Genomic DNA, 26,510 nt, shown 5'->3' on the forward strand with positions numbered 1-26,510 from the left:
CGGGGGTGTGTCAAGCGTCACTTCGGGCGGACTAACGGGCGGAGCTGCCCCGGACGATGAGCTGCGCGGCCATCGTCGTCGTGGTCGCCGGGCGGGTGCCGCCCTCGCCGATGCGGGCGAGGAGCAGGCGCGCCGCCAGCTGGCCCATCGCGTGGGCCGGCTGGGCGACGACCGTCAACGCCGGCGAGATCAGCGTTGCCCACGGCGCTTCGTCGAACGACACGATCCCGACGTCACGGCCCGGTCGCAGGCCCCGCTCGGCCAGTACCTGCAGCACGCCGACCGACATCGTGCTGCTGGACACCAGGAGCGCGTCCGGCGGATCCGGGTTCGTCAGCAGCTGTGTCGCCGCTTCGCGGCCCCCGTTTTCCCGGAATTCGCAGCGGCGCACCAGTTTCGCCGAGTATTTCCGGCCTGCCGCGCGCAATCCGTCGCGGTAACCGTCGAGACGCTCGTCGGCGGTCGTGATGCCCGGCGGGCCGGCGATGCAGCCGATCCGGGCGTAACCCTGCGAAACCAGGTGCTGCACGGCTTCGCGCGCCGCGGCGCGCGAGTCCACGAGGACGGCGTCGCAGTCCGCCGAGCCGAGCCGGCGGTCGACGGTGACGATGGGCGTGCGGTGGGCGGTCAGCGGCCCGACGTCGCTGCCGCCGGTGGTCGGCGACATGATCACGCCCGCGAGCCGTTCCTGCGCGGCGACTTCGACGTAACGGCGTTCCTTGGCGGTGTTTTCGTCGGAGTTGCAGAGCATCACCGAGAAGCCGGCGGCCTGCGCGGTGTCCTCGACCCCGCGCGCGATCGCGGTGAAGAACGGGTTCTCGACGTCGGAGATGATCAGCGCCAGCACGGCGGTTTCGCGGCGGCGGAGGCTGCGCGCGAGGCCGTTCGGCGTGTAACCGAGCTCCTCCACCGCCCTGGCCACGCGTTCGGCCAGCACGGGGTCCACAGTGGACTTGCCGTTCAGTGCTCTCGAGACGGTCGCGGTCGAGACCCCGGCCAGCGCCGCCACGTCGGAGATCGTCGCCACCCGCGCCCTCGTTCACTTGAGTCGTTGACAGTGTTCCCGGCACACCATAGCGTGGTGGTAATCGATTTCCCGCAGATCGGTCCGGTGGGAGGGGCGGATGACGGGGCTGCTGCTCGGCGTGGACATCGGCACGGCAAGCTCGAAGGGCGTGCTCGTGGACGCCGGCGGCGCCGTGCTCGCCCGGTCCGTCCGCGAACACGCCGTCTCGACACCGCGTCCGGGCTGGTTCGAACACGACGCCGAGACGGTTTGGTGGGCCGACTTCACCGCCATCGTCGCGGACCTGCTGCGCGCCGCGGCCGGGCGGCCGCTCGCCGGCCTCGGGATCAGCGGCATCGGGCCGTGCCTGCTCCCGGCCGGCGAGGACGGCACGCCGCTGCGGCCGGCCATCCTGTACGGCGTCGACACCCGCGCGGGTGCCGAAATCGCCTCGCTGAACGAAGAATTCGGCGCTGACGCGATCTTGGCCCGTGGCGGGTCGCCGCTGACGAGCCAGGCCGTCGGGCCGAAGGTGCGGTGGCTGGCCCGGCACGAGCCGGACGTCTACGCGCGCACGAAGAAGCTCCTGATGGCGAGTTCGTTCCTGGTGCACCGGCTGACCGGCCGCTACGTCCTGGACCACCACTCGGCGAGTCAGTGCACGCCGTTGTACGACCTCGCCGCCGGCGAATGGGCGAAGGACTGGGCCGAAAGCGTCGCGCCCGGGTTGCCGCTGCCGGACCTGCTGTGGCCGACGGAGGTCGCGGGCGAGGTCACCGCGGCGGCGGCCTCGGTGACCGGGTTGCCGCCGGGCCTGCCGGTGACGGCGGGGACGGTCGACGCGTGGGCCGAGGCCGCCAGCGTCGGCGTCCGCGAACCGGGCGACGTCATGGTCATGTACGGCACCACCATGTTCCTCGTCCAGGTGCTCACCGAACCGCGCCCGCACCCCGGCCTGTGGGGCACGCGCGGCGTCGTCCCGGGCAGTTTCACGCTCGCCGCGGGCATGGCGACGTCGGGCGCGGTCACCGACTGGCTGCGGAAACTGACCGGCGCGGCGTACTCCGACCTCGTGGCGGAGGCGGCTTCGGTGCCGGCCGGCAGCCGCGGGCTCCTGCTGCTGCCGTACTTCGCGGGGGAGCGCACGCCGCTGTTCGACCCGGACGCGCGAGGCGTGCTCGCCGGGCTGACGACGTCGCACGGCCGCGCCGAGATCTACCGCGCGGCGCTCGAGGGCATCGCGTACGGCGTGCGGCACAACCTGGAGGCGATGGCCGCCGCGGGCGGTGCGGCCGGGCGGCTGGTCGCGGTCGGCGGCGGGACGAAGGGCGGGCTGTGGACGCGCATCGTTTCGGACGTCACCGGCCTGCCGCAGCAGATCCCGGCCGAGACGATCGGGGCCTGCCTGGGCGACGCGCTGCTGGCGGCGGAGGCGACCGGGGCGGAGATCGATCCCGCGCGCGGCAACCCGATCGCCACGACGGTGACGCCGGACCCGGAGAACGCGGCGCGGTACGAGGAGTTCTACCGGCACTACCGGGCGCTCTACGAAGCGACGGCGGAGACGGCGCACTTCCTGGCCGCGCAGCAGCGCGCGGCCCCGTCCTGACCCGGCTCCGTCACCAGGTGGGGACGGTGGGGAACGAATCGCGGATCGCCCCGAGCCGCCGCACCAGCGCGTCGACGCCGTCGATCGCGGCGTCCAGCACGGCGTCCGCCTCGGAGAGGTAGCCCGCCAGGAGGTCGTAGCACTGATCGGAGTTGTCGGTCTTCTTCGAGCGGTTGATCTCCCCGGCGATCCCGTTGATGACGTCGACGGCGACCAGGGCCTTGCCCAGCCCGTTTTCCGCGGTGGCGAACCCCGCGATGTTCGACAGCATCGCCCACCCGAACCCGTTCTCGTACGGGTCGGGCCGGATGTCGTTCCACGCGTGGACCCGGTCGACGCACACGCCCATCAGGTTGTCGATGTCGAGCCGCGCGCCGTGGATGAGCGCGGCGAAGCCGGCCAGGCAGTTGGCCAGCTGCTCGAGGCCGGACAGCCGGTAGTTGTCGAGCATCCCCTTTCCGTCGTACCAGCGCTGGAGATCTTCGAACCGCTGCCGGGCGGCGCCGCCCTCGGTCCAGCTCTTCTCCCACATTTCGCTGTCCATGCCGAAGTAGTTCACGAGATCGGACCAGATCGTGAACGTCGTGCCGTCGTCGGTCGCACTCTGGTGGGGCTTGCAGATCCGCGCTTCTTCGATCCGGTTGAGCGCGTGTTCGACCCAGCCCCCGGAGATCACCTTCAGCTCTTCACGGACCGTTTTCGCGTGCGGGGGAACGGTTCCGACGTCCTGTCCGGTCAAGACGTCGGCGTGGTGGAAGAACTGCTCGACCACCAGGTCCGGCTTCGGGTCCTTGCGAGCCGAGCCGGCGAGGATCGAGTAGGCGTTCCAGTCTCCCGAATCGATGAACTGACCGGCTTTGAACTCGTTGTCGTTCGGGCCGAGGACGTCGATCTTCCAGACGTCGACGTACATCGGGACGGGCACGTTGGGATCGCCGGTGTCCGCCTCGGCGAGGTTCTTCAGCATGCCGTGGAGCCGCGGGGCGTTGCCCTCCCTGAACACGTGGTCGAGGTGCGCGACGGGGCCACCGTGGTCCTCGGGGGTTTCCCAGGTCATCGGCGCCTCACCGCCCGTCTTCGCCGAGCATTCTGGCGATCCGGGTGAAGACCTGCTGGTTGTTCAGCTCGTTCGTCTCGTACATCCCGGCGGCCTGGTGCACCCGGTCGCGGAAGCCCGCGAGGAACGTCACGAACTTCTGTTCGTCGGCCAGGGTCTGCGTCAACGTTTCGTTGAACGCGCTTTTGAACTTCAGCAACCCGGCCTGGTACGCGCCGGTCTTGCCGTGTCCGCCGTCGAGGTCGCGGTCGATTTCGACGTACTGGAGTGATTTCCGCTGCGCCTCGAAATGTCCGCAGGCCTCGTCCACTTTCTGCGCCGCTGCTCTGAGGTCGGCGGGGTCGACGACTGACATGATCATTTCCCCCATTCGTTCTCTGCCGCTTTTCTGCTGTGCGGACAGAGTAGTCAAGACGGGCGCGGCGCGCCCCGGTTTCGGGTGTTTCTTGCCGGCAGCGTGACCCTTGCCGGTGCCCGAGGTTCGTGCTATGCATGAGTAATGCATGGGTCGAGGCTGGCGAACCTGCTCGGCGCGGCGGTGCTGAACCTGTCCGACCGGATGACGGCCGCCGCCGCGGCGGCGACCGGCGTCAGCCTCAGCGGGACCGCCGCCCTGGTCGTCCTCGCCGAGTTCCCCGGCCTCGGCGGGACCGAGCTGGGCCACCGGATCGGGCTCAGCCAGCCGGCGTGCGCGCGCATGCTCGACCAGCTCGAGGCCCGCGGTCTCGTGCGACGGCAGGGGAAGACCGGCCGCGCGGTCGCCGTCGTGCTGACGCGCACCGGGCGGACCGCCGCCGCCCGCGCTCTCGCGGCGAGGGAAAAGGTGCTGGCCGCCGCTCTGGAAACCGTGTCCGACCGGGCCGCGCTCGAGCCGCTGCTGGAGGAGTTGCTGACCGGCCTCCACGCCGAGGTCCGGTCGGGCGACCTGATGTGCCGGCTCTGCGATCGTCCCGGCTGCGTCGCGCAGGAACAGGTCTGCCCGGTGGGTGAGGCCGGAAGGAGGTCCTGATGGGCAACGTCCTCGCGCTCGTCTCGGCCCTGTTCTTCGGGGTCACGCACTTCGTCAGCGGGCTGGTGTCGCGGCGAGCGCCGGGCATGACGGTGTCGCTGTACGCCCAGGTCGCGGGCACGCTCGTGACTGTCCCGTTCGCCGCGTTCGCCGGTTCGGGCTCGCCGACGGCGGCCGCGCTCGGCTGGGGCGCGCTGTCCGGCGCGGGCACCGGGATCGGCGTCGCCTTCCTCTACCGCGCGATGGGCAAGGGGGCGATGAGCCTGGTGGTGCCCGCGAGCGACGTCGCGGCGGTGGTGCTCCCGGTCGTCTTCGGCCTGGTCCTGCTGGGCCAGCGGCTCTCGTTCGCCGCGCTCGCCGGGGTCTGTTGCGCGATCCCGGCGTTGTGGCTGGTTTCGCGGTCGGGTGGAGAGGCTCGGACGGCGGCGGGCATCCCGGACGCGTTCGTCGCCGGGGTCGGCTTCGCGGCGCATTTCGTGGCGCTGTCGCGGATCCCCGCCGAGGCGGGGTTCTGGCCGGTGGTGGTCAGCCGCGCGGTGTCCGTGGTGGCGATCGCGGGCCTGGTCGCGGCCACACGAGAGCCGTGGCGGCTTCGGTCGCGGCTGATGGGGCCCGCGGCGTTCGCCGGGGCGTGCGGCAGTGCTGCGACGGTGCTGTATCTGCTTGCCGCTCAGCAGCAGGTGCTCGCCATCGCGGCGGTGCTGGCCGCGTTGTACCCCGCGGTGCCGGTGCTGCTGGCCCTGGTCTTTTTGCGTGAGCGGCTCAGCCGGGCTCAGGTGGCGGGGTTGGTTGGCGCTGGTGCAGCGATCGCGCTGGTGTCACTTGGTTGAAGTGGTGCCGGAATCAGCCGGGCCCGGGCGGCCGACCTGCGCGGTGCCGGGCCGTCCCGCCCCGCCGGCGGCGTCCCGCAGCCAATCCCCGGTAGTGCTCCAGCGCCGCCACTGACTCGGTGACCTGCTCGAACGTCGGCAGTGCCCGGATGTTGGCCACCAGCGTCATGTCCTTGCGCGGGATCTCCACGAAACACACCTCGACCCCGGATTGGGCCGCGTGGGCGGCCACCTCGGCCCGCCATGAGGTGAGATCGTGGTCGTCGCCGAGCCATTCGTGCAGGTAGACGCACCACTTGCCGCGGTGTAGCTCGCCCGCGATGGCTTCGAGGCCGACCAGGTACGGCTCGGTCACCCGATCGGCCACGACTGTTCCCCGGAACACCAAGGCACTGCTTCCCTCCTGCACACCGGCGGCGACCCATACCGCCGGAAAGCGCTCTCTCGGCGGTGGCCTCCCCGCTCCCGCCGAGCAGCACGAACCCCGACGACCGATGACGAGCGTTCGGGGCGCCGCCAACATACCGGTGGAGTTGGCTGGCAGCAACCACTTCACGAGATTGCGACACGTCCGGTGAAGCGCGTGCACAGCGGGCGTGCGGCTGCACGTGCCGAGCGGAACGGCAAAATACTTGAAGTTTCAGCGAAATGCCGGGCGGGAGGAGGGGTTCCCGCCCGGCCTCGCGGGTCACCGCAGGCGGGTGCGCAGCAGGTTGGGCGAGCCGCCGAAGTACGCGCCGTCCGTGACGTACAGCGTGTCGCCGCGGACGGCGACCGACGTCGGGTTGGCCAGACCGTCCGAAGTGGACAGGATGGTCCGGGCGCCGTCGTGGCTGACTGTGACGACGCGGTTCTCCTGGTTGATCGCCGCGACAACCGTGCCGCCGTGGAACGCGAAGTCGTCCACCGGGCCGAGCCCCGACGCGACGACCCGGCCCGGGTTGCCGCTCAGCGGGAACCGGACCAGCGTGCCGCGGTCCAGGTTGGACACCCAGACCGCGCCGTCGTGGACCTTGACGCCGTTGGCGCCGAAGCCGCTCACCGGCGCGAGCAGCTCGCCGGTGGCGAAGGCGGTGACGCGCCCGGTGCGCGGGGCGACCCGCCAGACCGCCCAACCGACCGAGTCGGCGACGAAGAGATCGCCGGAGAACGGGTCGCGCGCGACCCCGTTCTGGAAGCCGGACGGCGGCAGCGCGGCCACCCGCACCGGCTCGGTGCCGGGCCGCACCCGGTAGAGGCCGGTCGCCGCGGTCCCGGTCGAGACGGCGACGTACAGGTCGCCGCCGGGCGCCCGCACGATGCCGCCGAGGAACAGCTTCCGGTGCACCACCGGGACGTCGCCGTCCTCGGGCACCGGGATCCGGGCGATGACGCTCACCTGTCCGGCGGGGGTGACGCGGCCGATCTCACCGCTCCAGGCGAAGGTGAGGTCGGCGGAGCCGTCGGGCTCCAGGGCGATGTTCTCCGGCTGCTGCCCGGCGGCGGCGTCGAGGGGAACGATCCTCGACGCCGCCTGCGCGGGCGCGGCGGGGAGGGCGAACACGGCGGCCGCGGCCAGCGCGGCGCCGATCTGCTTGATGCGCAAGGGAAACTCCGGTTCGTGAGGGGAACGGCGAAAAGAACCCCAGATCGCCGTGCCCCCGACGGTAGGCCCGCCGCGCCCCCGGCCGCCAATAGCTCAGGCTGGCGTGGCCATCGGAAATCCGATCACAGGTTGCGCGCGAAGCAGCGCGAGAGCGGTTCACCGACGTACGGCCCGTAGGCCTCGATTGGCTCGTAGCCTTCGCGCTGGTAGAAGCGGATCGCGTCCGGCTGGCCGGTGCCGGTCTCCAGCAGCAGCCTCGTGATCCCGAGGTCCCGCGCGTGGTCCTCGAGCGCGCGCAGCAGGGCGGCCGCGACGCCGGTGCCGCGGGCCGCCGGTTCGACGTACATGCGCTTGATCTCGCCCGAACCCGGGCCGAGCAGCCGGAGCCCGCCGCAGCCGACGGCCGTCCCGCCGGCGTCCCGCGCGAGGAGGAACACCGCGACGGTCTCGGCGGTCGGGACCGCGCCGGGCTCGTGGTCGTCGGTGCCGTAGCGGGCGTCGAGTTCGACGCGCTGGGCCGCGCGCAGGCGGACGGCGTCGGGATCGTCCCAGGTGACGGGCGTGATTTCGATCGTGCGGTGGTCGGTCGCCACGGTGCACCCCTTTCCGTAACAAGCGTTACCGTAGCACCTGTTACGCTTCCGGGGAAGGGAGGCGTGATGCCGAAGCAGCGTGACGTGCAGGCGCAGCGGGAACGGCTGTCGAACGCGACGTGGCAGGTGCTCGCCGACGACGGCTTGCCGGGGCTGACGCTGCGCGCGGTCGCCGAGCGCGCCGGCTGCACGACCGGCTTGGTGATGCACGCCTTCCCCACCAAGAAGGCCTTGCTGCTGCACGCGCGCGACCTCCTCTACGAGCGCACGGCCGTCCGCGCCGATGCCGCCGAAGCCGCGAGCGGGGACGCGTTCGGCGCCCTGGCGGCGGTCCTCGGCCAGGCGGTCGACCTGCCGCACGGCCACCACGAGGAGTCCCGCGTCTGGGTGGGCTTCCTCGCGGCGGCACTGGCCGACGACGCACTGGCCGAACGCCACCGCGCGGCGAACCACTCGTTCGTGGCGCGGATCCGCCGCCTGGTCGCGGCCTGCTGTCCGGAGTGGACGGACGAACGGCTCGAGTTGACGACGAAGAGCCTCGTAGCGCTGGTCGAGGGCCTGAACGTGCTGGCGGCGGCCGACCCGGACGGCTATCCCGCGCGGTTGCAGCAGGACGCGCTGGTGAAGGCGCTCACCGAGCTGAAACCCGGCCACGGCGCGTCCTGACGGCGGAGTTACCCGGCGAAGGCGGAGGCCCGAAGCCGCCTAGGCGGCCGGGCCGAAGCGGCGGCGGTAGGCGCTCGGGCTGAGGCCGGTGTGGCGGCGCAGCTGCAGCCGCAGGTTGGCCGCCGTGCCGAAGCCGCTCGCCTCGGCTACCCGGTCGAGGCGCAGCTCACCGCGTTCGATCAGGCGGCAGGCCAGCGTCACGCGTTCCGTCGTCAGCCACGCCAGCGGGGTCGTGCCGAGTTCGGCGCGGAACTTCCGGTGCAGCGTCGCCGGGCTGGTCGCCGCGTGCGCGGCGAGGTCGGCGACCGTCAGGGGCCGGTCCAGGCGGCTCAGGGCCCACGCGAGCACCGGCGCGAGCGAGGTGTCCGGTACCGACGGCACCGGCCGGGCGATGAACTGCTGCTGCCCGCCGTCGCGGTGGCCGGTGAACACCAGCCGGCGGCTGACCGCGTTGACGACCTCCGCGCCGTGGTCGCGCCGGATGAGGTGCAGGCCGAGGTCGAGCGAGGCCGCGCTGCCGGCCGCGGTGAGGACGTCGCCTTCGTCGACGAACAGCACGTCCGGCTCCCAGCGCACCGCCGGGAACCGCGAGGCGAACTCGGCGGCCCACTGCCAGTGGGTGGTCGCGCGCCTGCCGTCGAGCACGCCGGCCTCGGCGAGGGCGAACGCGCCGGTGCAGAAGCTGACCAGCCGGGCGCCCCGGGCCGCGGCCCGGCGGATCGCCGCGATCACCGCCGGGTCCGTCGGGACGCCGGTGTCCGGCCGGGCCGGCGCGATCAGCGTGTCCGCCGTGTCCGCGGCCTCGATCCCGGCGACGCCGGTGAGCGTGAACATGCCGAGGTTCATCCGCACGTCCGGGGTCGCGGAGCACAGCGTGAAGTCGTACCAGGGCCGCTCCAGCTCGGGCCGCCGCAGCCCGAACAGCTCGGTCGCCACGCCCATCTCGAACGGGTTCGACTGCTCGGTGACGAGGGCGACGACCCGGTGCGAGAATTCTTGCGGCATGTGCGATTCCTAGCACTCGCGCCGCCGAAACGCCAGGTCGACGATGGTCTGCATGAACCCGATCGACCTCAACGAAGTCCTGGCCACCTTCGACGCCGCCTGGAGCCCGCGGATCGTCACCCGCGTCAACGACTACGACATCCGGCTCGCCCGGTTCGACGGCGAGCACGTCTGGCACGTCCACGAGGACACCGACGAGTTCTTCCTGGTCCTCGACGGCGAGATCGAGATCGGCGTGCGCGACCCGGAGGAGCGGGTGGTGACGCTGGCGCGCGGGCAGGTGTTCGTCGTGCCGAAGGGCACGTTCCACAAGCCGTCGTCGAAGACGGGCGCGAGCGTGCTCCTCGTCGAACCGGCGGGGACGCTCTCGGTCGGCGACGCGCACGACGACGTCCCCGACCACGTGGACGTGACCACCGGCCACCTGGTCTAGCGTCGGGGGTATGGGGCTCACTGTCGTACCCGTGGACCAGGCGTCCTGGGCGGACCTGCAGGCGATCTTCGGCGACCGCGGCGATCCGGCCCGCTGCCGGTGCCAGTACTTCAAGGACACGCCCGCCGAATGGCGTTCCGGTACCGCGGAGGAACGCGCCGGGCGGCTGCGCGCCCAGACCGCCGACCACGCCACCGGGCTCGTCGCCTTCCTCGACGACGAGCCCGCCGGCTGGTGCGCGGTCGAGCCGCGCACCGAGTACCGGCGGCTCCTCGGCAGCCGGCTGGTCTGGGCCGGCCGTGACGAGGACCCGGCGGACGACGGCGTCTGGGCCGTGACGTGCTTCGTCACCCGCAAGGGGTTCCGGCGCCGCGGGGTGAGCACGGCCCTGGCGAAGGCGGCCGTGGACTTCGCCCGCGACCGCGGTGCCCGGGCGGTCGAGGGCTACCCGATGGTCGTCGAGCCGGGGCAGAAGCTCGCGTGGCCCGGCGAACTGTTCGTCGGGACCACCGGGATCTTCGCCGCCGCGGGGTTCGCCGAGGTGAGCCGTCCGACCGCGCGTCGGGCCGTCATGCGGCTGACCTGCTGAGTCTTTCTCCGAAACGGCGTACTCTCGGCCGCATGAAACGGACATCGTTCGCGCAGTGGCCGTGCTCGATCGCGCGCACCATGGATCTGCTGGGGGACTGGTGGACCCCGCTGGTGCTGCGCGACGCGTTCTACGGCGTGCGCCGCTTCGACGAGTTCCAGCAGGCGCTCGGCATCGCGCGCAACACCCTCGCCGACCGGCTCAAGCGGCTGGTCGACGAGGGGTTGCTGGAGAAGGTCGCCTACCAGACCGAGCCGGTGCGCTACGACTACGTGCTCACCGAAAAGGGCCGCGACTTCTACCCGGTGCTGCTCGCGATGACCCGCTGGGGCGACAAGTGGCTCGCCACCGAGGCCGGCCCGCCGATCACCGTGCACCACCTCGCCTGCGGGCACGACACCCACGCCGAAATCACCTGCGCGGAGTGCGGCGAACCGATGTCGCCGGACGACACGCGGATGCGCCGCGGCCCCGGCTTCCCGCCCCGGCTGGCGCAGCGCCCGGACGTCGAAGCGCGGTTCGCGCAGCAGGAGTGACGTTGACAGGGTAGGTCTATCTACGCAACTATCGTGGTCAAGCGGCTCTTCGAAAGGGGTGCGACCACGATGGAGTGGACCGGGGCGAGGTACGCCGACCTGCCGACGGCCGAGGTGTCGACGTGGATCGACGCCGCTCCCGAGGACGTCTGGCCGGTGGTCGCCGACATCGGGCTGATGCCCGAGATGAGCGCCGAACTGCAGTCCGTCGCGTGGTGCGACGGCGCGGTCGGCCGCAAGTTCGTCGGCCGCAGCAAGCACGACGCGTTCGGCGAGTGGGAGACGACGTCGTACGTCGTCGAGTGCGAAGCGCCGCGCGTGTTCGCGTGGGCCGTCGCGGACCCGGACGAGCCCAGCGCGGTCTGGAAGTTCACCCTCGAACCCGAGGACGGCGGCACGCGGCTTTCGCAGTGGATGCGGATGGGCCCCGGCCGGTCCGGGCTGTCGTTCGCCATCGACCGGATGCCGGAGAAGGAACAGAAGATCGTCTTCGTCCGCATGCGGGAGTTCGAAACGGCGATGACCGGCAACCTCGCCGCGATCAAGGACCGGATCGAACGCCGATGAGGACCGCGACCACCGTCGAGTTCTCCAAGGACACCCGCACGACGCTGGACTTCGTGCTGGAGGCGGAGAAACTCGGCCTCGACGTCTGCTGGGTCGCCGAAGCGTGGGGCTCGGACGCGCCGTCCGCGCTCGGCTACCTCGCCGCCCGCACCGACCGGATCCGGCTCGGCTCCGGGATCATCCAGCTCGGCACGCGCACGCCCGTCGCGATCGCGCAGGCCGCGCTCACCCTCGCCGACCTGTCCGGCGGCCGGTTCGCGCTCGGCCTCGGCCCGTCCGGGCCGCAGGTGATCGAAGGCCTGCACGGCGTCGGCTTCGCGAAGCCGCTGACGCGGATGCGGGAGACGGTCGAGATCATCCGCCAGGCCTTCGCCGGGGAGAAGATTTCGTTCTCCGGCCAGGCGTTCGAAATCCCGCTGCCCGGCGAGACCCGGCCGATGCGGCTGTCCACCGCGGCGAACCCGGACATCCCGATCTACCTCGCGACGCTGTCGCCGAAGCTGCTGGAGCTCACCGGCGAGGTCGCGGACGGCTGGCTCGGCACCAGCTTCGTCCCCGAAGGCGCCGACGCGTATTTCAGCCACCTCGACGCCGGGCTCGCGAAGGCGGGCCGCACGCGCAAGGACATCGACGTCTGCCAGGGCGCCGAAGTCGCCTTCGCCGACAACGAGGACGAACTGCGCGTCATGGTCGGCGGCCGCAAGAAGGAACTCGCCTTCAGCCTCGGCGGGATGGGCTCGGCCACCACGAACTTCTACAACAACGCCTACAGCCGCCAGGGCTGGGCGGACGTCGCCGCCGAGGTCCGCGAGCGCTGGCAGGCCGGCGACCGCGACGGCGCCACCGCGCTCGTCACCGACGAAATGGTGCTCGGCACGACGCTGATCGGCACCGAAGAGATGGTCCGCGAGCGGTTGCGCGTCTGGCGCGCCACCGGGATCGACACCGTCCGGCTGTACCCGGCCGGCGAAACGCTCGAAGCGCGCTTGACCACCCTCGGCCGCGCGCTGGACCTGCTGTGAAGGGGAACGCCATGAGCGAGTGGCACCGCACCGCGTGCAGCCTCTGCTACCTCAACTGCGGGCTGGAGGTGCAGCTCGACGGCCGGCAGATCACCCGCGTCCGCGGCGACAAGGCGCACCCGCGGTCGGCGGGGTACCTCTGCCAGAAGGCCCAGCGCCTGACTTGGTACGGCGACCACGACGACCGGCTGACGACGCCGCTGCGCCGACGCCCCGACGGCACGCACGAGCCGATCGACTGGGACACCGCGCTCACCGAGATCGCCGCCAAGCTGCGCGCGATCCGGGACGCCGACACCGCGGCCGGGCGGCCCGGCTCGTTCGCCTACGTCGGCGGCGGTGGTCAGGGCAACCACTCCGGCGGCGCGTACGGCGCGTCGCTGCTGAAGTGGATGAACTCGACGCGCCACTTCAACGCGCTGTCGCAGGAGAAGACCGGCGACTTCTGGGTCAACGGGCAGATGTTCGGCTCGACGCTCGTCCACACCGCCGAGGACGTCGAGCACTGCGACCTGCTGCTCGTCCTGGGCTGCAACCCCTGGCAGGCCCACGGGTTCAGCAACGCCCGGCACGCGCTCAACACGATCAAGAACGACCCCTCGCGCAAGATGATCGTGATCGACCCGCGGCGCACCGAGACCGCGGAGATCGCCGACCTGCACCTCCCGCTGCGCCCGGGCACCGACGCCTACCTGCTGGGCGCGGTGCTGGCGCTGCTGCTCGAGCGCGGCGGCGCCGACGAGGAGTTCCTCGCCACCCGAACCGAAGGGTTCGACGAGGTCGCCGCCGTGCTGGCGAAAGTGCCGGTGGACGAGTGGATCGCGCACGCCGAAGTGTCCCGTGTGGACGTCGAGCGGGCGGTCGACCTGATCCTGGCCTCGCGCGCGATGACCGTGCGCGTCGAGCTGGGCATCCAGCAGGGCAGGCACTCGACGCTCAACAGCTACCTCGAGAAGCTGCTGTACCTGCTCACCGGGCACTTCGGCCGCCGCGGCACGAACAACCTGCACTCGTGGCTGCTGCCGCTGTGGGGCTCGACCACCGGGCAGCGGTCGGAGGTCACCGGGTTCGAGTACATCGGCGGCCTGCTGCCGGCGAACACCCTGGCCGAGGAGATCCTCACCGACCACCCGAACCGCGTCCGCGCGGTGTGGGTGGAGTCGTCGAACCCGGCCAACACCTTCGCGGGCACGCGGGACGTCGAACGCGCTCTGCGGGCGGCGGAGCTGTCCGTGGTTGTCGACGTCGCCTACACCGAGACGGCCGCGCTGGCGGACTACGTGCTCCCCGCGGCGTCCCAGCACGAGAAGTGGGAGTTCACGCTCTTCACCTTCGAGTGGCCGACGAACTACTTCCAGCTGCGGCCGCCGTTGCTGGACCCGCTGCCGGGCACGCTCGTCGAAGCCGAGATCTACACGCGGCTGTTCGACGCCCTCGGCGTGCTGCCGGCGCCGGACGTCCTCGCGTCGCTGGCCTCGCGGCCGCGTTCGGAGCTGCAGCCCGGGATCGCGGCGCTGGTCCAGGCGATGCCCGAACGCGCGGCGATCCTGCCCGTGCTGCTCTACCGCACGCTGGGCGCGTCGCTGCCCGGCGGCGCGGCGTCGATCGCGCCGCTGTGGGCGGGCTGCCACCGCGCGGCGAAGTCGATGACCGTGCCGGTGCAGCGCGCGCTGGGCAGCGACGCCACCGGGGCGCGGCTCGGCGAGGAGCTGTTCTCGCGGGTGCTGTCGGGCCCGACGCCGTTCTCCACCCACGAGCAGGACGAGGTGTGGAGCCTGATGCGCCGCGAGCGCGTCCGGCTGGCCGTGCCGGAACTGCTGGACTGGCTCGGTGCGCTCGACCCGGACGCCGAACGCCCGGACCCGGCGTACCCGTTTTCGCTGGTCAACGGGCAGCGGCGGGCGCACAACGCGAACCAGATCCTGCGTGACCCGCGCTGGCGCCGCACCGATCCGGACGGCGCCCTGCGCGCGCGTCCCGAGGAACTGGCGTCGATCGGTGCGGCACCGGGCGACTGGGTGGCGGTCGTGACGGCGTCGGGCCGGGTGGTGGTCCGGGCGGAGGCCGATCCCGGGCTGCGGCCGGGCCAGCTCGCGCTGCCGCACGGCTACGGCATGGCGCACCCGGACGCGCACGGCCGCCGGGTGGTCAGCGGCCCGCGGATCAACCTGCTCACGGACGCACTGGACCGCGACCCGATCGCGGGCACCCCGCACCACAAGGACGTCCCGGCGCGGCTCGAGCCGGCGACGGAGGAGGAACGCGCCCGGGCCGAGGCGGACAGCGCGCGCGTGCGGGAAACCGTCGCAAGTGGACGGTCGTAGCGTTTCGCCGGTTTATAGTGGGACCCTGACCGAAGGGGGCCCATGCGCAAGATCGTTTCGAACCTGTTCATCTCGCTCGACGGCGTGGTCGAGGCGCCGGACAAGTGGTCACTCCGGTACTGGAGCGACGAAATCGGGCAGGCCGTCGGCGGCGGGATGGCCGCGGCCGACGCGATGCTGCTCGGGCGGGTGACCTACGAGGGGTTCGCCGAGGCGTGGCCGGGCCGGACCGTCGAGGACGACGAAGGCGCCGAGTTCATGAACAACGTGCGCAAGTACGTGCTGTCGTCGACGTTGTCCGAGGTCGGCTGGCACAACTCGACGCTGCTGACCGGCGACCCGGCCGAAGCCGTCCGCGCGCTGAAGGCCGGGCCCGGCGGCGACATCATGACCAGCGGCAGCACCACGGCGGTGCGGTGGCTGCTGTCCGAAGGCCTGGTCGACGAGCTGAACCTGCTGCTGTACCCGATCGTCGTCGGCCACGGGAAGCGGCTGTTCCCCCAGGAGGGCGCGAGTTTCCCGCTGGAACTCACGAAGTCGGCGACGTTCGCCAACGGCGTCGTCCAGCTGACCTACGTCCCGGCGTGATCACGCCGTTCCGCGTCGAGGTGCCCGAGGCCGACCTCGACGATCTGCGTGCGCGGTTGCGCCGGACCCGCTGGCCGGAGGCCGAGCCGGTGGACGACTGGAGCCAGGGCACGCCGCTGGGCTACCTGCGCTCGTTGTGCGAGTACTGGGCGTCCGGGTACGACTGGCGGCGCGCGGAGGCGCGGCTCAACGGGTTTCCGCAGTACCGCACGGAAATCGACGGCCTGGGCATCCACTTCCTGCACGTGCGCTCGGCCCGGTCCGACGCGCTGCCGCTGATCCTGACGCACGGCTGGCCGGGCTCGGTGTTCGAGTTCCTGCCGGTGATCGAGCCGCTGTCGCGCGAGTTCCACCTGGTGATCCCCTCGCTGCCGGGTTACGGTTTCAGCGACAAGCCGGCGTCGCCGGGCTGGGGCATCGAGCGCATCGCGGCGGCGTGGGCGGTGCTGATGGCCCGCCTCGGCTACTCACGCTACGGCGCCCAGGGCGGTGACTGGGGAACGTCGATCACGACGTCCCTCGCCCAGCAGGACGCGGCGCACCTGGCGGGCATCCACCTGAACCCGCCGATCGCGGCCCCGGACCCGGCGACGTTCGACGACCTGACTCCGGCAGAGCGGGCTTCGCTGGCGGCGTTGGAGCACGCGCAGCGCTGGGAGGACGGGTATTCGGTGCTGCAGTCGACCCGCCCCCAGACGGTGGGTTACGGCCTGCTCGACTCCCCGGCCGGCCTGTGCGGCTGGCTGGTGGAGAAGTTCCACGCCTGGTCGGACGGCTTCCCGTTCACCCGCGACCAGCTCCTGGACGACATCACGCTGTACTGGCTCACGGGCACGGCGGCGTCGTCGGCGCGGCTGTACTGGGAGAGCATCCGGAAGGTGCAGAAGTGGTTCGCGGAGGCCACGGACGACACGGTGGACGTCCCGACGGGCTGTTCGATCTTCCCGGCGGAGATGCCACGGCCATCGCGTCGGTGGGCTTCGCGGCGGTACACGGACATCCGGCACTGGAACGAGCTGGAGCGGGGAGGGCACTTCGCGGCTTATGAACAGCCGGAGCTGTTCGTCGAGGAGGTGCGGACGTTCTTCCGCCTGGTCCGCTAGTTCACCTGCCTCGACTGGCCCTTCCAGAACGGCTCCCGGAGCTTGAACTTCTGGATCTTCCCCGTCGCCGTCCGGGGGAGCTCGTCCAGGAACTCCACCCGCTTCGGGCACTTGTACCCCGCCAGGTACGAGCGGCAGTGCTGGATCAGCTCCTCCGAGGTGACCGACGACGACGTGACGACCAGCGCCGTCACCAGCTCGCCCCACTTCTCGTCCGGGATGCCGATCACCGCGGCCTCGCGGACCGCCGGGTGGGAGCTGAGCGCGTCCTCCACCTCGATCGACGACACGTTCTCGCCGCCCGAGATGATCACGTCCTTCTTGCGGTCCGCGATCGTCAGGTAGCCCTCCGAGAAGGTCCCGCCGTCACCCGTGTGGAACCAGCCGCCGTCCTGGACCCGCGCGGTTTCCGAAGGGTTCTCCCAGTAACCGTCCAAGTTGTGGTTCGACTGCGCGAGCACCTCGCCGTCCGTGTCGACGGCGATCCGCACGCCCAGCGCGGGCGTTCCCGCCCGGCCCAGCAGCCGGGCCTGCTCGTGCGGGTCGAGGTCCGCCCACTCGCTGCGCATCCGGTTGACCGTCAGCAGCGGCGCGGTCTCGGTGAGCCCGTAGATCTGGATGAACTCCCAGCCCAGCTCCGCCCGCACCCGCTCGATCGTGCGCGTCGGCGGCGGCGCGCCGGCCACGACGATCCGGACGCGGTCGCGGCCCGGGATCTCGCCGTCCCAGGTCGCGGCGCCGTCGAGGGCGGCCGTCACCACCGCCGGCGCGGCGCACAGGATCGTCACGCCGTGCTCTTCGATGCGCCGCAGGATCTCGGTGCCGTCGACCTTCCGCAGCACGATGTGCCGCCCGCCGAGGCCGGTCACCGCGTACGGCATGCCCCAGCCGTTGCAGTGGAACATCGGCAGGGTGTGCAGCAGGACGTCGTCGTCGGTCAACGTCGTGTGCAGGCCGAAGACGACGGCGTTCAGCCAGATGTTGCGGTGGGTGAGCTGCACGCCCTTCGGCCGCGCGGTCGTCCCGGAGGTGTAGTTGATGGTCGCCGTGGCCGATTCGTCGCCGTCCCACGGCCGCGGTGTCCCGTCGCCGCCCCAGATCGCCTCGTCGTCGCGGCCGAGGACGAAGACGTGCTTCGCCGTCACCGTCTCCAGCAGGTGCTCCAGCTCCGGGTCGACGATCAGCACCTCCGCGCCGGAGTGCTCCACGATGTACTCGACCTCGGCCGGGGCGAGCCGGAAGTTCACCGGCACCAGGATCCGGCCCCAGCCGGACACGCCGAAGAACGACACGAGCAGCCGCGCCGCGTTGTGCGACACCATCGCGACGCGGCCGCCGGCCGGCACCCCCAGCGCGTCGAGGTTGGCGGCCTGCGCCCGGGCGCGGTGCGCCACCTCGCGGTAGGTCAGCGAGCCCCAGCTCGGCGCGGGCTGGTCCGGCTCGTCGACCACGGCGACGCGGTCCGGGTACACCGTCTCCGCGCGGTCGAGGAAGTCCCGGACAGCCAGATCGAAGAACATGCCCCCGATGATGACTCGTCGCAGGTGCTCGCACCAGTCCGATGTGGTTCGCTGGTACACGATGGACTTCGACACGGTGGCCGGCGAGCTCTACGGGGGTGACCTCGCGGAGTTCGTCAGCGCGCGCAACGCGGCGGCGAAGGCCGCGAAGGCCGAGGGGAACGCCGAGCTCGCGGCCCGGATCCGGGACCTGCGGAAGCCGACCACGGCGGCGGCGATCGTGAACCGGCTGGCCCGGGAAGACCCGGACGAGCTGCGCGAGCTGGCCGAGCTGGGCGACGAGCTGCGGGACGCGCACACCCGCCTGGCCGGCGACGACCTGCGCGCGCTGACCCGGCGTCGCGGCGACCTGGTGCGGCGGATCGTCCACGGGCTGCCGTCGATGAGCGACACCGTGTCCCGCGAGGTCGAGGCCACGCTGGAAGCCGTCGCGGCCGACCCGGACACCGCGGCCCTCGCGCTCGCCGGGCGGCTGACGTCGGTGGCGCACCAGGACACCGACCAGTGGTTCTCCCTCGCCGCGAGCGCGCCGCCGTCGACGGGCAAGACACAGAAGCGGCCGGCGAAGCTGGTGGAGAAAGCCGAACCGGCGGAGCCGAAGCGCGACCACCGGCGCGAGGAAGAGGAACGGGCGAAGGCCCGCGCGGAACGCGAGCGCCTGCGCAAGCAGGCCGCCGAGCTGGCCAAGGAGCGCGCGGTGGCCGAGCGCGACCTGGTGCGCACCGAACGCGCGGCCGAGCAGGCGAACGCCCGCGTCGAAGACCTGCGCACCCGCCTCGCCGAGGCCGAGGAACGCGCCGGGCGCGCGACGGCCGAGTTCGAGAAGGCCAAGGAAGCCTACGAACAGGCCGACGCGGCCGCCGGCGAAGCCGAGAAAGCCGCCGACGCCGCCCGCTGATCCCGTGCTACTGTGCGGATGCGCCCCGGATGGGCCTACGCACGGAGGTAGTGGCTACTCAGCCCCCTTGAGTTCGACACATTCTGCCTTTCCTGGCAGGAGTGTGCCTTCCGCGCGCCCATTCCGTGTCGGCTCACGGGCCTCCGGTGATCACTTCATCGCCGAAGGAGCAACTTGATCCAGCTCACCACGACCGGTGCCCGCTCGGGCCGGAAACACCGGGTTCCCTTGGGACTGCTCGACATCGACGGCCGGCTGGTCGTCGTCGCTTCGGCGATGGGCTCGCCGAAGCACCCCGCCTGGTACCACAACATCCGCCGGAACCCGTTGGTCACGGTGGAAACGGAAGCCGAGACGTTCGAGGCGATGGCCGCGATCGCGCCCGACCGCGACGCGTTGTTCGCCGAGATCGTCGCGCGCGAACCGGGGTTCGCGGACTACCAGGCGAGAACGGCTCGCGTGCTGCCGGTCATCGAGCTGCACCGGCTCGATGCCGTGCGCCGCATGGGCGACTGGCTCGTCGAGGTGCACGACTGGCTGCGCGCCGAGCTGCGGGACCTGCGCGACGGTGGATCGCAGCGCCTGAGCACGCGGTGCTCCGGCTTCTGCGCCGCGATCACCCGGCACCACTCCGGGGAGGACGCCGCGATCTTCCCCATGCTGGCCGCGCGGTTCCCGGCGCTCGCGCCCACGCTGGAGAAGCTGGGCGAGGAGCACGTCGTCGTGGCGCGGTTGCAGGAGGAGATCCAGCGGCTCGCCGACGAGGAAAGCGATCCGGCTCGCCTGCGGGCCGAGTTCGACCGGCTGGCGTCCGCTTTGGACGACCACTTCGCCTACGAGGAGCGCACGATCGTCACCGCGCTGAACGCCCTCCTGCCCGCGCCCGGCTGATCAGAGCAGCACTTCGGCCAGCTGCCGGTGGTTCTCGGCCTCGACCTCGGCGGACCGGCCGATCACCTGGACGGCCACGTGGTCGGCGCCGGCGTCCAGATGGGACCGCAGCCCCTTCGCGATCTCCTCGGGCGTGCCGTGGAAAGCGAGGTCGTCGATCAGGCGGTCGCTGCCGCCGTCGGCGACGTCGGCCTCGGTGTACCCGTGGCGGAGCAGGTTGTTCACGTAGTTGCGCAACCCGAGGTAGGGCTCGCGGATGAAGGCGCGGCCGACTTCGCGGGCCTCCTCGGGGGCGCCGACGACGACTTTCTGTTCCGGGGCCAGGATCTTGCCCGCGCCCAGGACCGACCGGGCGTGCCGCGTGTGCTCGACCGGGACGAGGTACGGGTGCGCGCCCGCCGTGCGGTCCTTGGCCAGTTCCAGGACCCGGTCGCCGAGCGCGGCGAGCACCCGGGCCTCGATGGGCACGCCGGCGGCGTCGAGCCGGTCGAGGAAGTCGACGAGCGTGGCGTACGGGCTGTGGTAGCCGGTGACGGACTCGGGGTGGCCGACGCCGATTCCCAGCAGCAAGCGCTTTCCGTAGCGCTCCGCGAGCCGGTGGTACGACTCGGCCAGCGGCTCCGGCGCGTCGGCCCAGACGTTCACGATCGCCGTCGCCACGGTGATCCGCTCGGTCGAGGCCAGGATGTCTTCGACGAAGGCGAGGTCGCTGATCGAGGCGCGCCCGGTGCCGAGCCAGGCCGTGCCGTAGCCGAGCTTGTCCGCCGCGATGGCGTGCTGCTTGCGGGTCACGTCGTCGCGGTGCGGGGACAGGAACACGCCGTAGGTGCCGAGGTTCACTACACTTGTCATACGACCTAATGTAGCAAATGTATCGCGTTAGTTCGAGAGGCGGTGCAGCCATTCCCGCAGCAGCTGCCGTTCGGTCGTGGTCAGCTCGTCGACGTCGTCCGCGAGCGCGGTCGACAAAGCGACAGCGAGGGCGCTCACCGACGACCCTTCCGCCGGCCGCTCGGCGAGCAGCCCGGCCAGGACGGCCTCTCTGACCTGCGCGGACATGGTCAGGTCACGGGCTTCCTCGGGCTGGGCGATCAGGCTGAGGGTGACCCCGGTGTTCGCCGCCGCGAGCTGGCGCGCGGCTTCGGCCGCCTCGACGCGCAGCCGGCCGTCGCGCGCCAGCGGCGTGAACAGCTCCAGCAGCATCGCCTCGGCGCTCGACGTGAGGTTGCACGGCACACCGGGCTCGATCTGGCCGTAGAGCAGCACGTAGAACGCGGGGTGCGCCAGACCGTATTCGACGTGCCGGTCCCAGCCCGCGCGGATCCGGTCGACCGGGTCGCCGTCCGGCGACGGGGCCTGGACGTACTGGGTGAAGCCGTAGTTCACGACGGCGTCGAGCAGGCCCTGCTTGCTGCCGAAGTGGTGGTACAGCGTCGGCGCCTGGACGCCGGCGCGCTCGCAGATGGCCCGGGTCGAAACCGGGCCGCCGTCCGCCTCGTGCAGGAGCTGCCCGGCGGCCAGCAGCAGGCGGTCGCGGGTACTGGTGGCGTTGCTCGATCGTCCGGCCATATAGCAATTGTAACGCCGGTGTGTAACGTCAGCGCAGCCGCAACTGGACCTCGCGCAGTCCGGCGAAGGCGGCCAGGACGTCCGGATCGGTCGTCGCCCCGGCCGGGCGCACCGACCGGTAGCCGTCCAGCAGCGCCTCGCGCAGTTCGGCTCGCTGCGGCAAGTGCTCGAGCCGGCCGATGGCCACGGCGAGGTCGTAGGCGTAGTGCCCGAACCCGCAGTCGTCGAAGTCGATCGCCCGCACCCGGCCCCGGCGGAACAGGTAGTTGTCCTGGTGCAGGTCGCCGTGCACCAGCCCGAAGACGTCGGCGCCGCGTCCCAGCTCGGCCCGCACCGCGCGGGCCCGCAGCACGGTGGCGCGCACCCGTTCGTCGCCGCCGGCCAGCGCGACCGCCCGCTCGACGGACGCTGCGGAGAAGCCGTCCACCTGCGACCGGCCGAACTCGGTGAGGTCGTCGACCCGGCCGCGGTCGAGCCCGTGCATCCGCGCGCCGTGCCGGTGCAGCCGGGCGGTGAACTCGCCCACCGCGTACAGCTGCGGCGCGCTGAGCCGCTCGTCGACGAACCGGCCTTCGACCCAGTGGCAGAGCACGCAGGTCCGCGGTTCGGGCACGGCGGGGTCGGCGACCACGGTGACCAGGTCCCGCGCGCGCGTCGGCACCGGCCGCGGGACGACGAGGTCGGTTTCGCGGCCCAGCGCGGCGAGCCAGGCCATCTCGGAGCGCACCTGCGCGGCGCCCGGCCCGTTCGGCCGCTGCACGCGCAGCACGTACCGCCGGCCGTCCGCGCCGTCGACGCGGAACGCCGTGTTGAGCCCGTGCGTCAGCGGGGTCAGCCGGGCCACCGGGACGTCGTAGGCGGTCAACGCCGCTTCGGCGAGCCGGCGCAGGCGTCGGGTGCGCCCAGAGCGGTCGAGTTCGGCGAACGGCCGGTTGTTCGCGGCGAAGTCGGCCATCGCCCACGTGCTCAGCTGATCGACCGTTCCGGCTCGCGCGAGTGCGAGACCAGCTCGATCGTCGGCGTGTGCCGGCCGCCGCCCAGCCGCTCCACGCCGCGCAGTCCTTCGACCAGCCGCTCGACTTCGGTGTCCGGCCGCACCCCGAAGCGCATGAACTGGCTGGTCATCCCGATCTTGTTGCCGCACTGGCGCACCAGCAGGTGGTGCTCGGCGAGCAGGTAGTCGCACAGCTCGGCGCCGTCGACCGAGCCGGGCAGCTTGACGAGCAGGAAGTTCGCCTGCGACGGGTACACCGTCAGCTCCTGGAACTGCCCGAGCTGCGAGTTCATCATGAACCGGTCGAGGGCGAGCTTCTTGAGGCTGTCCTCGTACTCCGCGCGGCGCTCGGCGAGCATGAAGATCACCGTCTCGGCGAGCGAGTTGAGGTTCCACTTCGGCAGCGCGGCCGACAGCTTCCGCGTCAGCGCCGGGTTCGACACCTGGTAGCCGAACCGGATCCCGTGCAGCCCGAAGTTCTTGCCGAGGCTCTTCAGCACGATGACGTTCGGCCGGACGACGGCTTCGGCGGCCACCGACGGGTTCATCTCCACTTCGACGAAGTCGATGAACGACTCGTCGATCACCACCAGGTCGAGGTCCTCGAGGGCGTCCATGAACCGGATCACCTCGCGGCGCGGCAGGTACCCGCCGTCGGGGTTGTTCGGGTTGCACAGCACCGCGACCCGGGAGCCGCGGCGCTTGATGAACTCGATGTACTCGTCCACGCGGAGCTCGAAGTTGCTGGCTTCCTTCAGCAGGAACATGTCGACGCGCTTGCCGGTTTCCAGCGGCTGGTCGGTCCAGCGGCCGAACGTCGGGATCGGCACGGCGATGCTGGACCCGATCAGCAGCTGGTCGATCCAGGTGATCAGCTCGGTCGAGCCGTTGGCGAGCGAAATCGTCGACGGGTTGAGCCGCAGCACGCTCGCCAGCTGCGCGGTGATCGCGCCGGCGTCGCTCGGGTAGAACTTGAGGATGGTGCGGAGGTTCCGCTCCAGCTCGCCGAACATCTCGTCGGTCGGGAAGTACGGGTTGCAGGGGATGCAGAAGTCCGCGAGGTCGTCCGCGTGCTGGCCCATCGCCCTGGCCACGGAGAAGAACGACGGGCTGTGGGCCGCGCTCTGCTGGAAAAGGCCTTTGGTCGTCATACCGTGCCGCACGCGTGGTCTCCGTCCGCCGTTTTACCGGCCCCTTGCCTTCCCAATCGGGATACGTACGAATCGGATGGCCGGTTCAACGCCGGACAGGGCGTAGCTCCCCGTCCCGGCGAGCACGGCCGCGGCCAGCACGGACAGCGCGAGCACCGGCAGCGGTGCGGCGAGCGGCGAGACGTCGGTGAAGGACTCGACGCCGACCACGGCGGTCAGCACGGCGTCGGCGGCGACCGCGACCTTCACGACCAGCAGCCGGTGCGTCTCGGGCCACCGCGTGAACCTCAGGACCCACGCGAGCGCGGGCAGCACGAGGATCGCGTGCATCGCCACCGCGTGCAGCGGCTTGAGCGCGCCCGCCGTCGTGTAGGCCAGCTGCGGGTCCCCGCCGCGCGCCGCGACGACGCCGCGGCCGATCATCACGGCGCCGGTGGCCAGCGCGACCAGCAGCACGACGAGGCCCGCGCGGATGGCCAGGCGCAGGCTCGGCGCGTCCGGACCGGGTTCGACGAGCGCCGCGGCCGTGAAGCCGATGACGGTCAGGATGATCACGCCGCCGCCCGCGGCGAGCGTCATCGAAACGGCGTTGTCGAACGACGTCTCGAAGTTGAAGTGCGATGGCACGCCGCGCCAGGCCTGCATGCTGACCAGCGCGACCTCGGCGACGCTCGCCGCGGTGAACGCGCCGAGCAGGACGGCGCGCAGCCGGGGGCGGACGGTGAGGAACGACGTCGCCCAGGCGACCGACGCGAGCGTCAGCCCGAACGACCACCCGAAGGTGACGGCCTTGCGCATCGACAGCGGTCCCAGCCACGAGCCGCCGGTGGCGATGAGCACGATCGCGTGCACGGTGCCGCTCAGGAACAGGGCCGCGCCGACGGCGTAGGCGACGCGCTCGGCTCGCCTGCCGTCGTGCCGGATCCGGGTCAGTGCGTTCATGACCCGAAGTGTCGCCCGCGGCGGGCCCGCGCCGCGTCGGCCCGGCGTCGACACCACGACGTACGCCGACGGGCGTACGGCAATATCGGAGAAATTCGGTAAAGAATCATTGGTGATTCTTGAACAAGCCATTGCCAAAAATGGTGTCCGGTGCCACTCGGCAGGCGGATGCGGCGCGGTCCCCGGAGTCCTACTATCGAATCATGTACATCGCCCTGCTGACCTACACGGCACCCGAAACAGAAGTCGACTACGCGCTACCGGACCATTCGGACTGGTTGCGCAAGCAATTCACGAAGGGAATCTTCCTCGTTTCCGGAAAGGGCAACGGCGCGGCCGACCAGGTGATCCTGACCCGCCCGTGCCTGCGCGGCAAGCTCGACGCCGTGCTCGCCAGCGATCCGTTCGTCGTCCGTCGGCTCGCCCGTTACGACGTCATCGAGTTCACCGCCACGCGCACCGCTCAGGAGCTGCTGGCGATCAACGAGGCCATCGCCTCCTGAGGAGTCCGCCACGGCCGGGTGGCCCGGCGACGAGGCCCCGCCACCTGCCGGCGAAGACCGCGCACCCCTCGGCCCGCGCTCGCTTATGATCGCGACGCACGGATGTCCAGCAGGGAGAGTGCGATGAAGACCCCCGACCTCGTCTTCCGGGGCCGCCGGTTGAGCAGTGACCGCGCGCTGGTGCTGGCCGCGGTCGAGGCGCTCCCGTCGGCGCGGGACGCCGTCCGCACCGCCCTCGCCGACGGCGCCGACCTCGTGAGTTTCGCCGGAACCGGCGTCGAGCCCCTGGTCGCGTGGGCGCGAGAGACCTATCCCGAACTGGTCATCGGAGTGGACACCGCGGACCCGTCGGTGGCCGCGAGCGGCTGTGAGGCGGGCGCCGACCTGATCCTCGCGCGGACCGGCCTCGCCGACGTCGCGGCGCGGTTCGGCGCCGGTTACGCCTGCTCTTCACCGCCTGACGCGGCCGGCTTGCCGGCTGACGGCGTCGTTTTGGACGTCGGGGTGCTGCGCGCGGCGCCGTCGCTGCCGGAGGACGTGCCGGTGCTGCTCGAGGTGGCCGGGGACGGGACGCCCGCCGGCCTGGCGCTGGCGGCGCTCGCGGCGTCGGCGGGGGCGGCGATCATCCGGACGAGGCACGTGCGCTCGACGAGGCACGTGGCCGAGATGGCGGCGAGCATCGCGGGCACCCGCCCGCCGGCGAAGGCGGTCCGATGGGAGTGATCCGCCAGATCTGGCCGGTCGAGCGCGGTCTCGACGACCACGACCTCGAGCAGCTGTACCGCTACCCGGCGGACCCCCGGTGGGTAGCGGTGAACTTCGTCTCCAGCACGGACGGCGCGATCACGGTCGAGGGCCGCTCGGCGAGCCTGTCGACCCCGGCCGACCGGATCGTCTACCGCCTCGGCAACGACCTGGCCGACGTGGTCCTCGTGGGCGCGGGCACGGCGATGGCGGAGGGTTTCGAAGGCATGCGCCCCGACGAGCGCACCGCCGGCCGGCGGCGCCGGTTCGGGCTGGCCCCGATCGCCCCGGTCGCGGTGGTGACGACGGGTCGCTCCCTGCCCCCGGACGCGCCGGTGATCGCGAAGGCGTTGGTGCCGACGCTGGTCTTCACGTGCGAGGCGACCCCGGTTTCGTTGCGGGACGCCTGGACGGAGAACGGCGCTCAGGTGTTCGTGGCGGGCGAACAGCAGGTGGCCCCCGAGCTGGTGGTCGCGACCCTGGTGGCCGAGGGCCTGGGCCGCATCGACTGCGAAGGCGGGCCGAGGCTGTTCGGCTCGTTGATCGAGGCGGGCGTGGTCGACGAGTTCCGCTTGACGGTGGCCCCCTTCCTGGTGGCGGGAACGGCGGGCCGCGCGGCGATCGGCGCGTCGATCGACCCGGCCGCGTTGGAGCTGGCTTCGGTGCTCACCGACGGGGCCAGCGTTTTGCTGCGGTACCTGAGTCCTCGGTAGCCATTCCCGCCGTTTCTGTCGGTGGTCACCGGTATCGTGGAATTCGGGGGCTCCTCGCGTCGA

30 protein-coding genes are annotated in these 26,510 nt (G+C 71.7%); 17 read left to right on the forward strand and 13 right to left on the reverse strand.

The window, feature by feature from the left end; translation table 11 throughout:
• Positions 1 to 31: 31 nt before the first annotated feature.
• Positions 32 to 1,027, reverse strand: coding sequence for a LacI family DNA-binding transcriptional regulator (locus tag ACH54P_RS38630; RefSeq protein WP_489908223.1), 996 nt, complete (start codon positions 1,025 to 1,027; stop codon positions 32 to 34).
• Positions 1,028 to 1,124: 97 nt separating this feature from the next.
• Between ACH54P_RS38630 and ACH54P_RS38635 the strand changes: the two genes are divergently transcribed.
• A complete protein-coding gene (locus ACH54P_RS38635; protein ID WP_489908224.1) occupies positions 1,125 to 2,615 on the forward strand; it encodes an FGGY-family carbohydrate kinase in 1,491 nt (496 codons plus the stop codon).
• Positions 2,616 to 2,625: 10 nt separating this feature from the next.
• Here ACH54P_RS38635 and ACH54P_RS38640 read toward each other — a convergent pair whose 3' ends face one another.
• Both ACH54P_RS38640 and ACH54P_RS38645 read right to left on the reverse strand, forming a co-directional pair.
• Positions 2,626 to 3,672 carry a hypothetical protein gene (locus tag ACH54P_RS38640; protein ID WP_489908225.1) on the reverse strand — a complete coding sequence of 349 codons (1,047 nt, stop codon included), beginning with the start codon at positions 3,670 to 3,672 and terminating at the stop codon, positions 2,626 to 2,628.
• 7 nt (positions 3,673 to 3,679) lie between these two features.
• A complete protein-coding gene (locus ACH54P_RS38645) occupies positions 3,680 to 4,027 on the reverse strand; it encodes a hypothetical protein (protein WP_489908226.1) in 348 nt (115 codons plus the stop codon).
• Positions 4,028 to 4,171: 144 nt separating this feature from the next.
• Here ACH54P_RS38645 and ACH54P_RS38650 point away from each other — a divergent pair, with 144 nt between their 5' ends.
• Together ACH54P_RS38650 and ACH54P_RS38655 are read left to right on the forward strand one after the other, a co-directional pair.
• Positions 4,172 to 4,681, forward strand: a complete 510-nt coding sequence (locus tag ACH54P_RS38650) for a MarR family winged helix-turn-helix transcriptional regulator (RefSeq protein WP_489908227.1) — start codon at positions 4,172 to 4,174, stop codon at positions 4,679 to 4,681.
• Complete coding sequence (locus tag ACH54P_RS38655) at positions 4,681 to 5,511, forward strand: EamA family transporter (RefSeq protein WP_489908228.1); 831 nt, start codon at positions 4,681 to 4,683, stop codon at positions 5,509 to 5,511. The genes ACH54P_RS38650 and ACH54P_RS38655 overlap by 1 nt, the downstream gene beginning before the upstream one ends.
• A gap of 13 nt (positions 5,512 to 5,524) precedes the next feature.
• On the opposite strand, the gene ACH54P_RS38660 is transcribed toward ACH54P_RS38655, so the two are convergent.
• The 3 genes from ACH54P_RS38660 to ACH54P_RS38670 all read right to left on the reverse strand — a co-directional run bounded on the left by ACH54P_RS38660 (position 5,525) and on the right by ACH54P_RS38670 (position 7,689).
• Complete coding sequence (locus ACH54P_RS38660; RefSeq protein ID WP_489908229.1) at positions 5,525 to 5,878, reverse strand: hypothetical protein; 354 nt, start codon at positions 5,876 to 5,878, stop codon at positions 5,525 to 5,527.
• A gap of 321 nt (positions 5,879 to 6,199) precedes the next feature.
• Positions 6,200 to 7,096, reverse strand: coding sequence for an NHL repeat-containing protein (locus ACH54P_RS38665; protein WP_489908230.1), 897 nt, complete (start codon positions 7,094 to 7,096; stop codon positions 6,200 to 6,202).
• A gap of 122 nt (positions 7,097 to 7,218) precedes the next feature.
• A complete protein-coding gene (locus ACH54P_RS38670) occupies positions 7,219 to 7,689 on the reverse strand; it encodes a GNAT family N-acetyltransferase (protein WP_489908231.1) in 471 nt (156 codons plus the stop codon).
• A gap of 66 nt (positions 7,690 to 7,755) precedes the next feature.
• On the opposite strand from ACH54P_RS38670, the gene ACH54P_RS38675 reads away from it, so the two are divergent.
• Complete coding sequence (locus ACH54P_RS38675; RefSeq protein WP_489908232.1) at positions 7,756 to 8,355, forward strand: TetR/AcrR family transcriptional regulator; 600 nt, start codon at positions 7,756 to 7,758, stop codon at positions 8,353 to 8,355.
• A 39-nt stretch (positions 8,356 to 8,394) separates the two neighbouring features.
• On the opposite strand, the gene ACH54P_RS38680 is transcribed toward ACH54P_RS38675, so the two are convergent.
• Positions 8,395 to 9,360 carry a GlxA family transcriptional regulator gene (locus tag ACH54P_RS38680; RefSeq protein WP_489908233.1) on the reverse strand — a complete coding sequence of 322 codons (966 nt, stop codon included), beginning with the start codon at positions 9,358 to 9,360 and terminating at the stop codon, positions 8,395 to 8,397.
• A 43-nt stretch (positions 9,361 to 9,403) separates the two neighbouring features.
• Here ACH54P_RS38680 and ACH54P_RS38685 point away from each other — a divergent pair, with 43 nt between their 5' ends.
• The 8 genes from ACH54P_RS38685 to ACH54P_RS38720 all read left to right on the forward strand — a co-directional run bounded on the left by ACH54P_RS38685 (position 9,404) and on the right by ACH54P_RS38720 (position 16,522).
• Positions 9,404 to 9,793 carry a cupin domain-containing protein gene (locus tag ACH54P_RS38685; protein ID WP_489908234.1) on the forward strand — a complete coding sequence of 130 codons (390 nt, stop codon included), beginning with the start codon at positions 9,404 to 9,406 and terminating at the stop codon, positions 9,791 to 9,793.
• Between the two features lie 10 nt (positions 9,794 to 9,803).
• Positions 9,804 to 10,382, forward strand: coding sequence for a GNAT family N-acetyltransferase (locus ACH54P_RS38690; RefSeq protein ID WP_489908235.1), 579 nt, complete (start codon positions 9,804 to 9,806; stop codon positions 10,380 to 10,382).
• 32 nt (positions 10,383 to 10,414) lie between these two features.
• Positions 10,415 to 10,918, forward strand: coding sequence for a winged helix-turn-helix transcriptional regulator (locus ACH54P_RS38695; protein WP_489908236.1), 504 nt, complete (start codon positions 10,415 to 10,417; stop codon positions 10,916 to 10,918).
• A 69-nt stretch (positions 10,919 to 10,987) separates the two neighbouring features.
• Positions 10,988 to 11,485: an SRPBCC family protein gene (locus ACH54P_RS38700; protein ID WP_489908237.1), complete on the forward strand. Its 498-nt coding sequence runs from the start codon at positions 10,988 to 10,990 to the stop codon at positions 11,483 to 11,485.
• Positions 11,482 to 12,507, forward strand: coding sequence for an LLM class flavin-dependent oxidoreductase (locus tag ACH54P_RS38705; protein WP_489908238.1), 1,026 nt, complete (start codon positions 11,482 to 11,484; stop codon positions 12,505 to 12,507). Before ACH54P_RS38700 ends, ACH54P_RS38705 begins: the two co-directional genes overlap by 4 nt.
• Before the next feature lie 11 nt (positions 12,508 to 12,518).
• Complete coding sequence (locus tag ACH54P_RS38710; protein ID WP_489908239.1) at positions 12,519 to 14,831, forward strand: molybdopterin-dependent oxidoreductase; 2,313 nt, start codon at positions 12,519 to 12,521, stop codon at positions 14,829 to 14,831.
• A gap of 42 nt (positions 14,832 to 14,873) precedes the next feature.
• Complete coding sequence (locus tag ACH54P_RS38715) at positions 14,874 to 15,419, forward strand: dihydrofolate reductase family protein (RefSeq protein WP_489908240.1); 546 nt, start codon at positions 14,874 to 14,876, stop codon at positions 15,417 to 15,419.
• Positions 15,416 to 16,522 (forward strand): epoxide hydrolase family protein, encoded by a 1,107-nt coding sequence (locus tag ACH54P_RS38720; RefSeq protein ID WP_489908241.1) that lies wholly within the window; start codon positions 15,416 to 15,418, stop codon positions 16,520 to 16,522. Before ACH54P_RS38715 ends, ACH54P_RS38720 begins: the two co-directional genes overlap by 4 nt.
• Here ACH54P_RS38720 and ACH54P_RS38725 read toward each other — a convergent pair.
• Positions 16,519 to 18,042: an AMP-binding protein gene (locus tag ACH54P_RS38725; RefSeq protein ID WP_489908242.1), complete on the reverse strand. Its 1,524-nt coding sequence runs from the start codon at positions 18,040 to 18,042 to the stop codon at positions 16,519 to 16,521. The genes ACH54P_RS38720 and ACH54P_RS38725 overlap by 4 nt on opposite strands.
• Positions 18,043 to 18,103: 61 nt before the next feature.
• On the opposite strand from ACH54P_RS38725, the gene ACH54P_RS38730 reads away from it, so the two are divergent.
• Both ACH54P_RS38730 and ACH54P_RS38735 read left to right on the forward strand, forming a co-directional pair.
• A complete protein-coding gene (locus tag ACH54P_RS38730) occupies positions 18,104 to 18,940 on the forward strand; it encodes a hypothetical protein (RefSeq protein ID WP_489908243.1) in 837 nt (278 codons plus the stop codon).
• Between the two features lie 174 nt (positions 18,941 to 19,114).
• On the forward strand, positions 19,115 to 19,831 hold the full coding sequence (locus ACH54P_RS38735; protein ID WP_489908244.1) for a nitroreductase/quinone reductase family protein: 717 nt from the start codon (positions 19,115 to 19,117) through the stop codon (positions 19,829 to 19,831).
• Here ACH54P_RS38735 and ACH54P_RS38740 read toward each other — a convergent pair whose 3' ends face one another.
• The 5 genes from ACH54P_RS38740 to ACH54P_RS38760 are packed head-to-tail and all read right to left on the reverse strand — an operon-like array spanning position 19,832 to position 24,487.
• Positions 19,832 to 20,683, reverse strand: coding sequence for an LLM class F420-dependent oxidoreductase (locus ACH54P_RS38740; protein ID WP_489908245.1), 852 nt, complete (start codon positions 20,681 to 20,683; stop codon positions 19,832 to 19,834).
• Between the two features lie 27 nt (positions 20,684 to 20,710).
• Positions 20,711 to 21,400, reverse strand: coding sequence for a TetR/AcrR family transcriptional regulator (locus ACH54P_RS38745; RefSeq protein ID WP_489908246.1), 690 nt, complete (start codon positions 21,398 to 21,400; stop codon positions 20,711 to 20,713).
• A 28-nt stretch (positions 21,401 to 21,428) separates the two neighbouring features.
• Positions 21,429 to 22,355, reverse strand: a complete 927-nt coding sequence (locus ACH54P_RS38750) for a phosphotransferase enzyme family protein (RefSeq protein ID WP_489908247.1) — start codon at positions 22,353 to 22,355, stop codon at positions 21,429 to 21,431.
• A gap of 11 nt (positions 22,356 to 22,366) precedes the next feature.
• Positions 22,367 to 23,545, reverse strand: a complete 1,179-nt coding sequence (locus ACH54P_RS38755; protein WP_489908248.1) for a pyridoxal phosphate-dependent aminotransferase — start codon at positions 23,543 to 23,545, stop codon at positions 22,367 to 22,369.
• Positions 23,546 to 23,578: 33 nt separating this feature from the next.
• Entirely contained in the window at positions 23,579 to 24,487 is a 909-nt protein-coding gene (locus ACH54P_RS38760; RefSeq protein WP_489908249.1) for a hypothetical protein, read from the reverse strand.
• Between the two features lie 203 nt (positions 24,488 to 24,690).
• Between ACH54P_RS38760 and ACH54P_RS38765 the strand changes: the two genes are divergently transcribed.
• The 3 genes from ACH54P_RS38765 (at position 24,691) to ACH54P_RS38775 (ending at position 26,447) form a co-directional block, all read left to right on the forward strand.
• Complete coding sequence (locus ACH54P_RS38765) at positions 24,691 to 24,990, forward strand: YciI family protein (protein WP_489908250.1); 300 nt, start codon at positions 24,691 to 24,693, stop codon at positions 24,988 to 24,990.
• Positions 24,991 to 25,113: 123 nt separating this feature from the next.
• On the forward strand, positions 25,114 to 25,713 hold the full coding sequence (locus ACH54P_RS38770) for a dihydropteroate synthase (protein WP_489908251.1): 600 nt from the start codon (positions 25,114 to 25,116) through the stop codon (positions 25,711 to 25,713).
• Positions 25,710 to 26,447 (forward strand): dihydrofolate reductase family protein, encoded by a 738-nt coding sequence (locus ACH54P_RS38775; protein ID WP_489916885.1) that lies wholly within the window; start codon positions 25,710 to 25,712, stop codon positions 26,445 to 26,447. Before ACH54P_RS38770 ends, ACH54P_RS38775 begins: the two co-directional genes overlap by 4 nt.
• Positions 26,448 to 26,510 lie beyond the last annotated feature (63 nt).

The organism is Amycolatopsis sp. N2S4-7 (assembly GCF_058119595.1).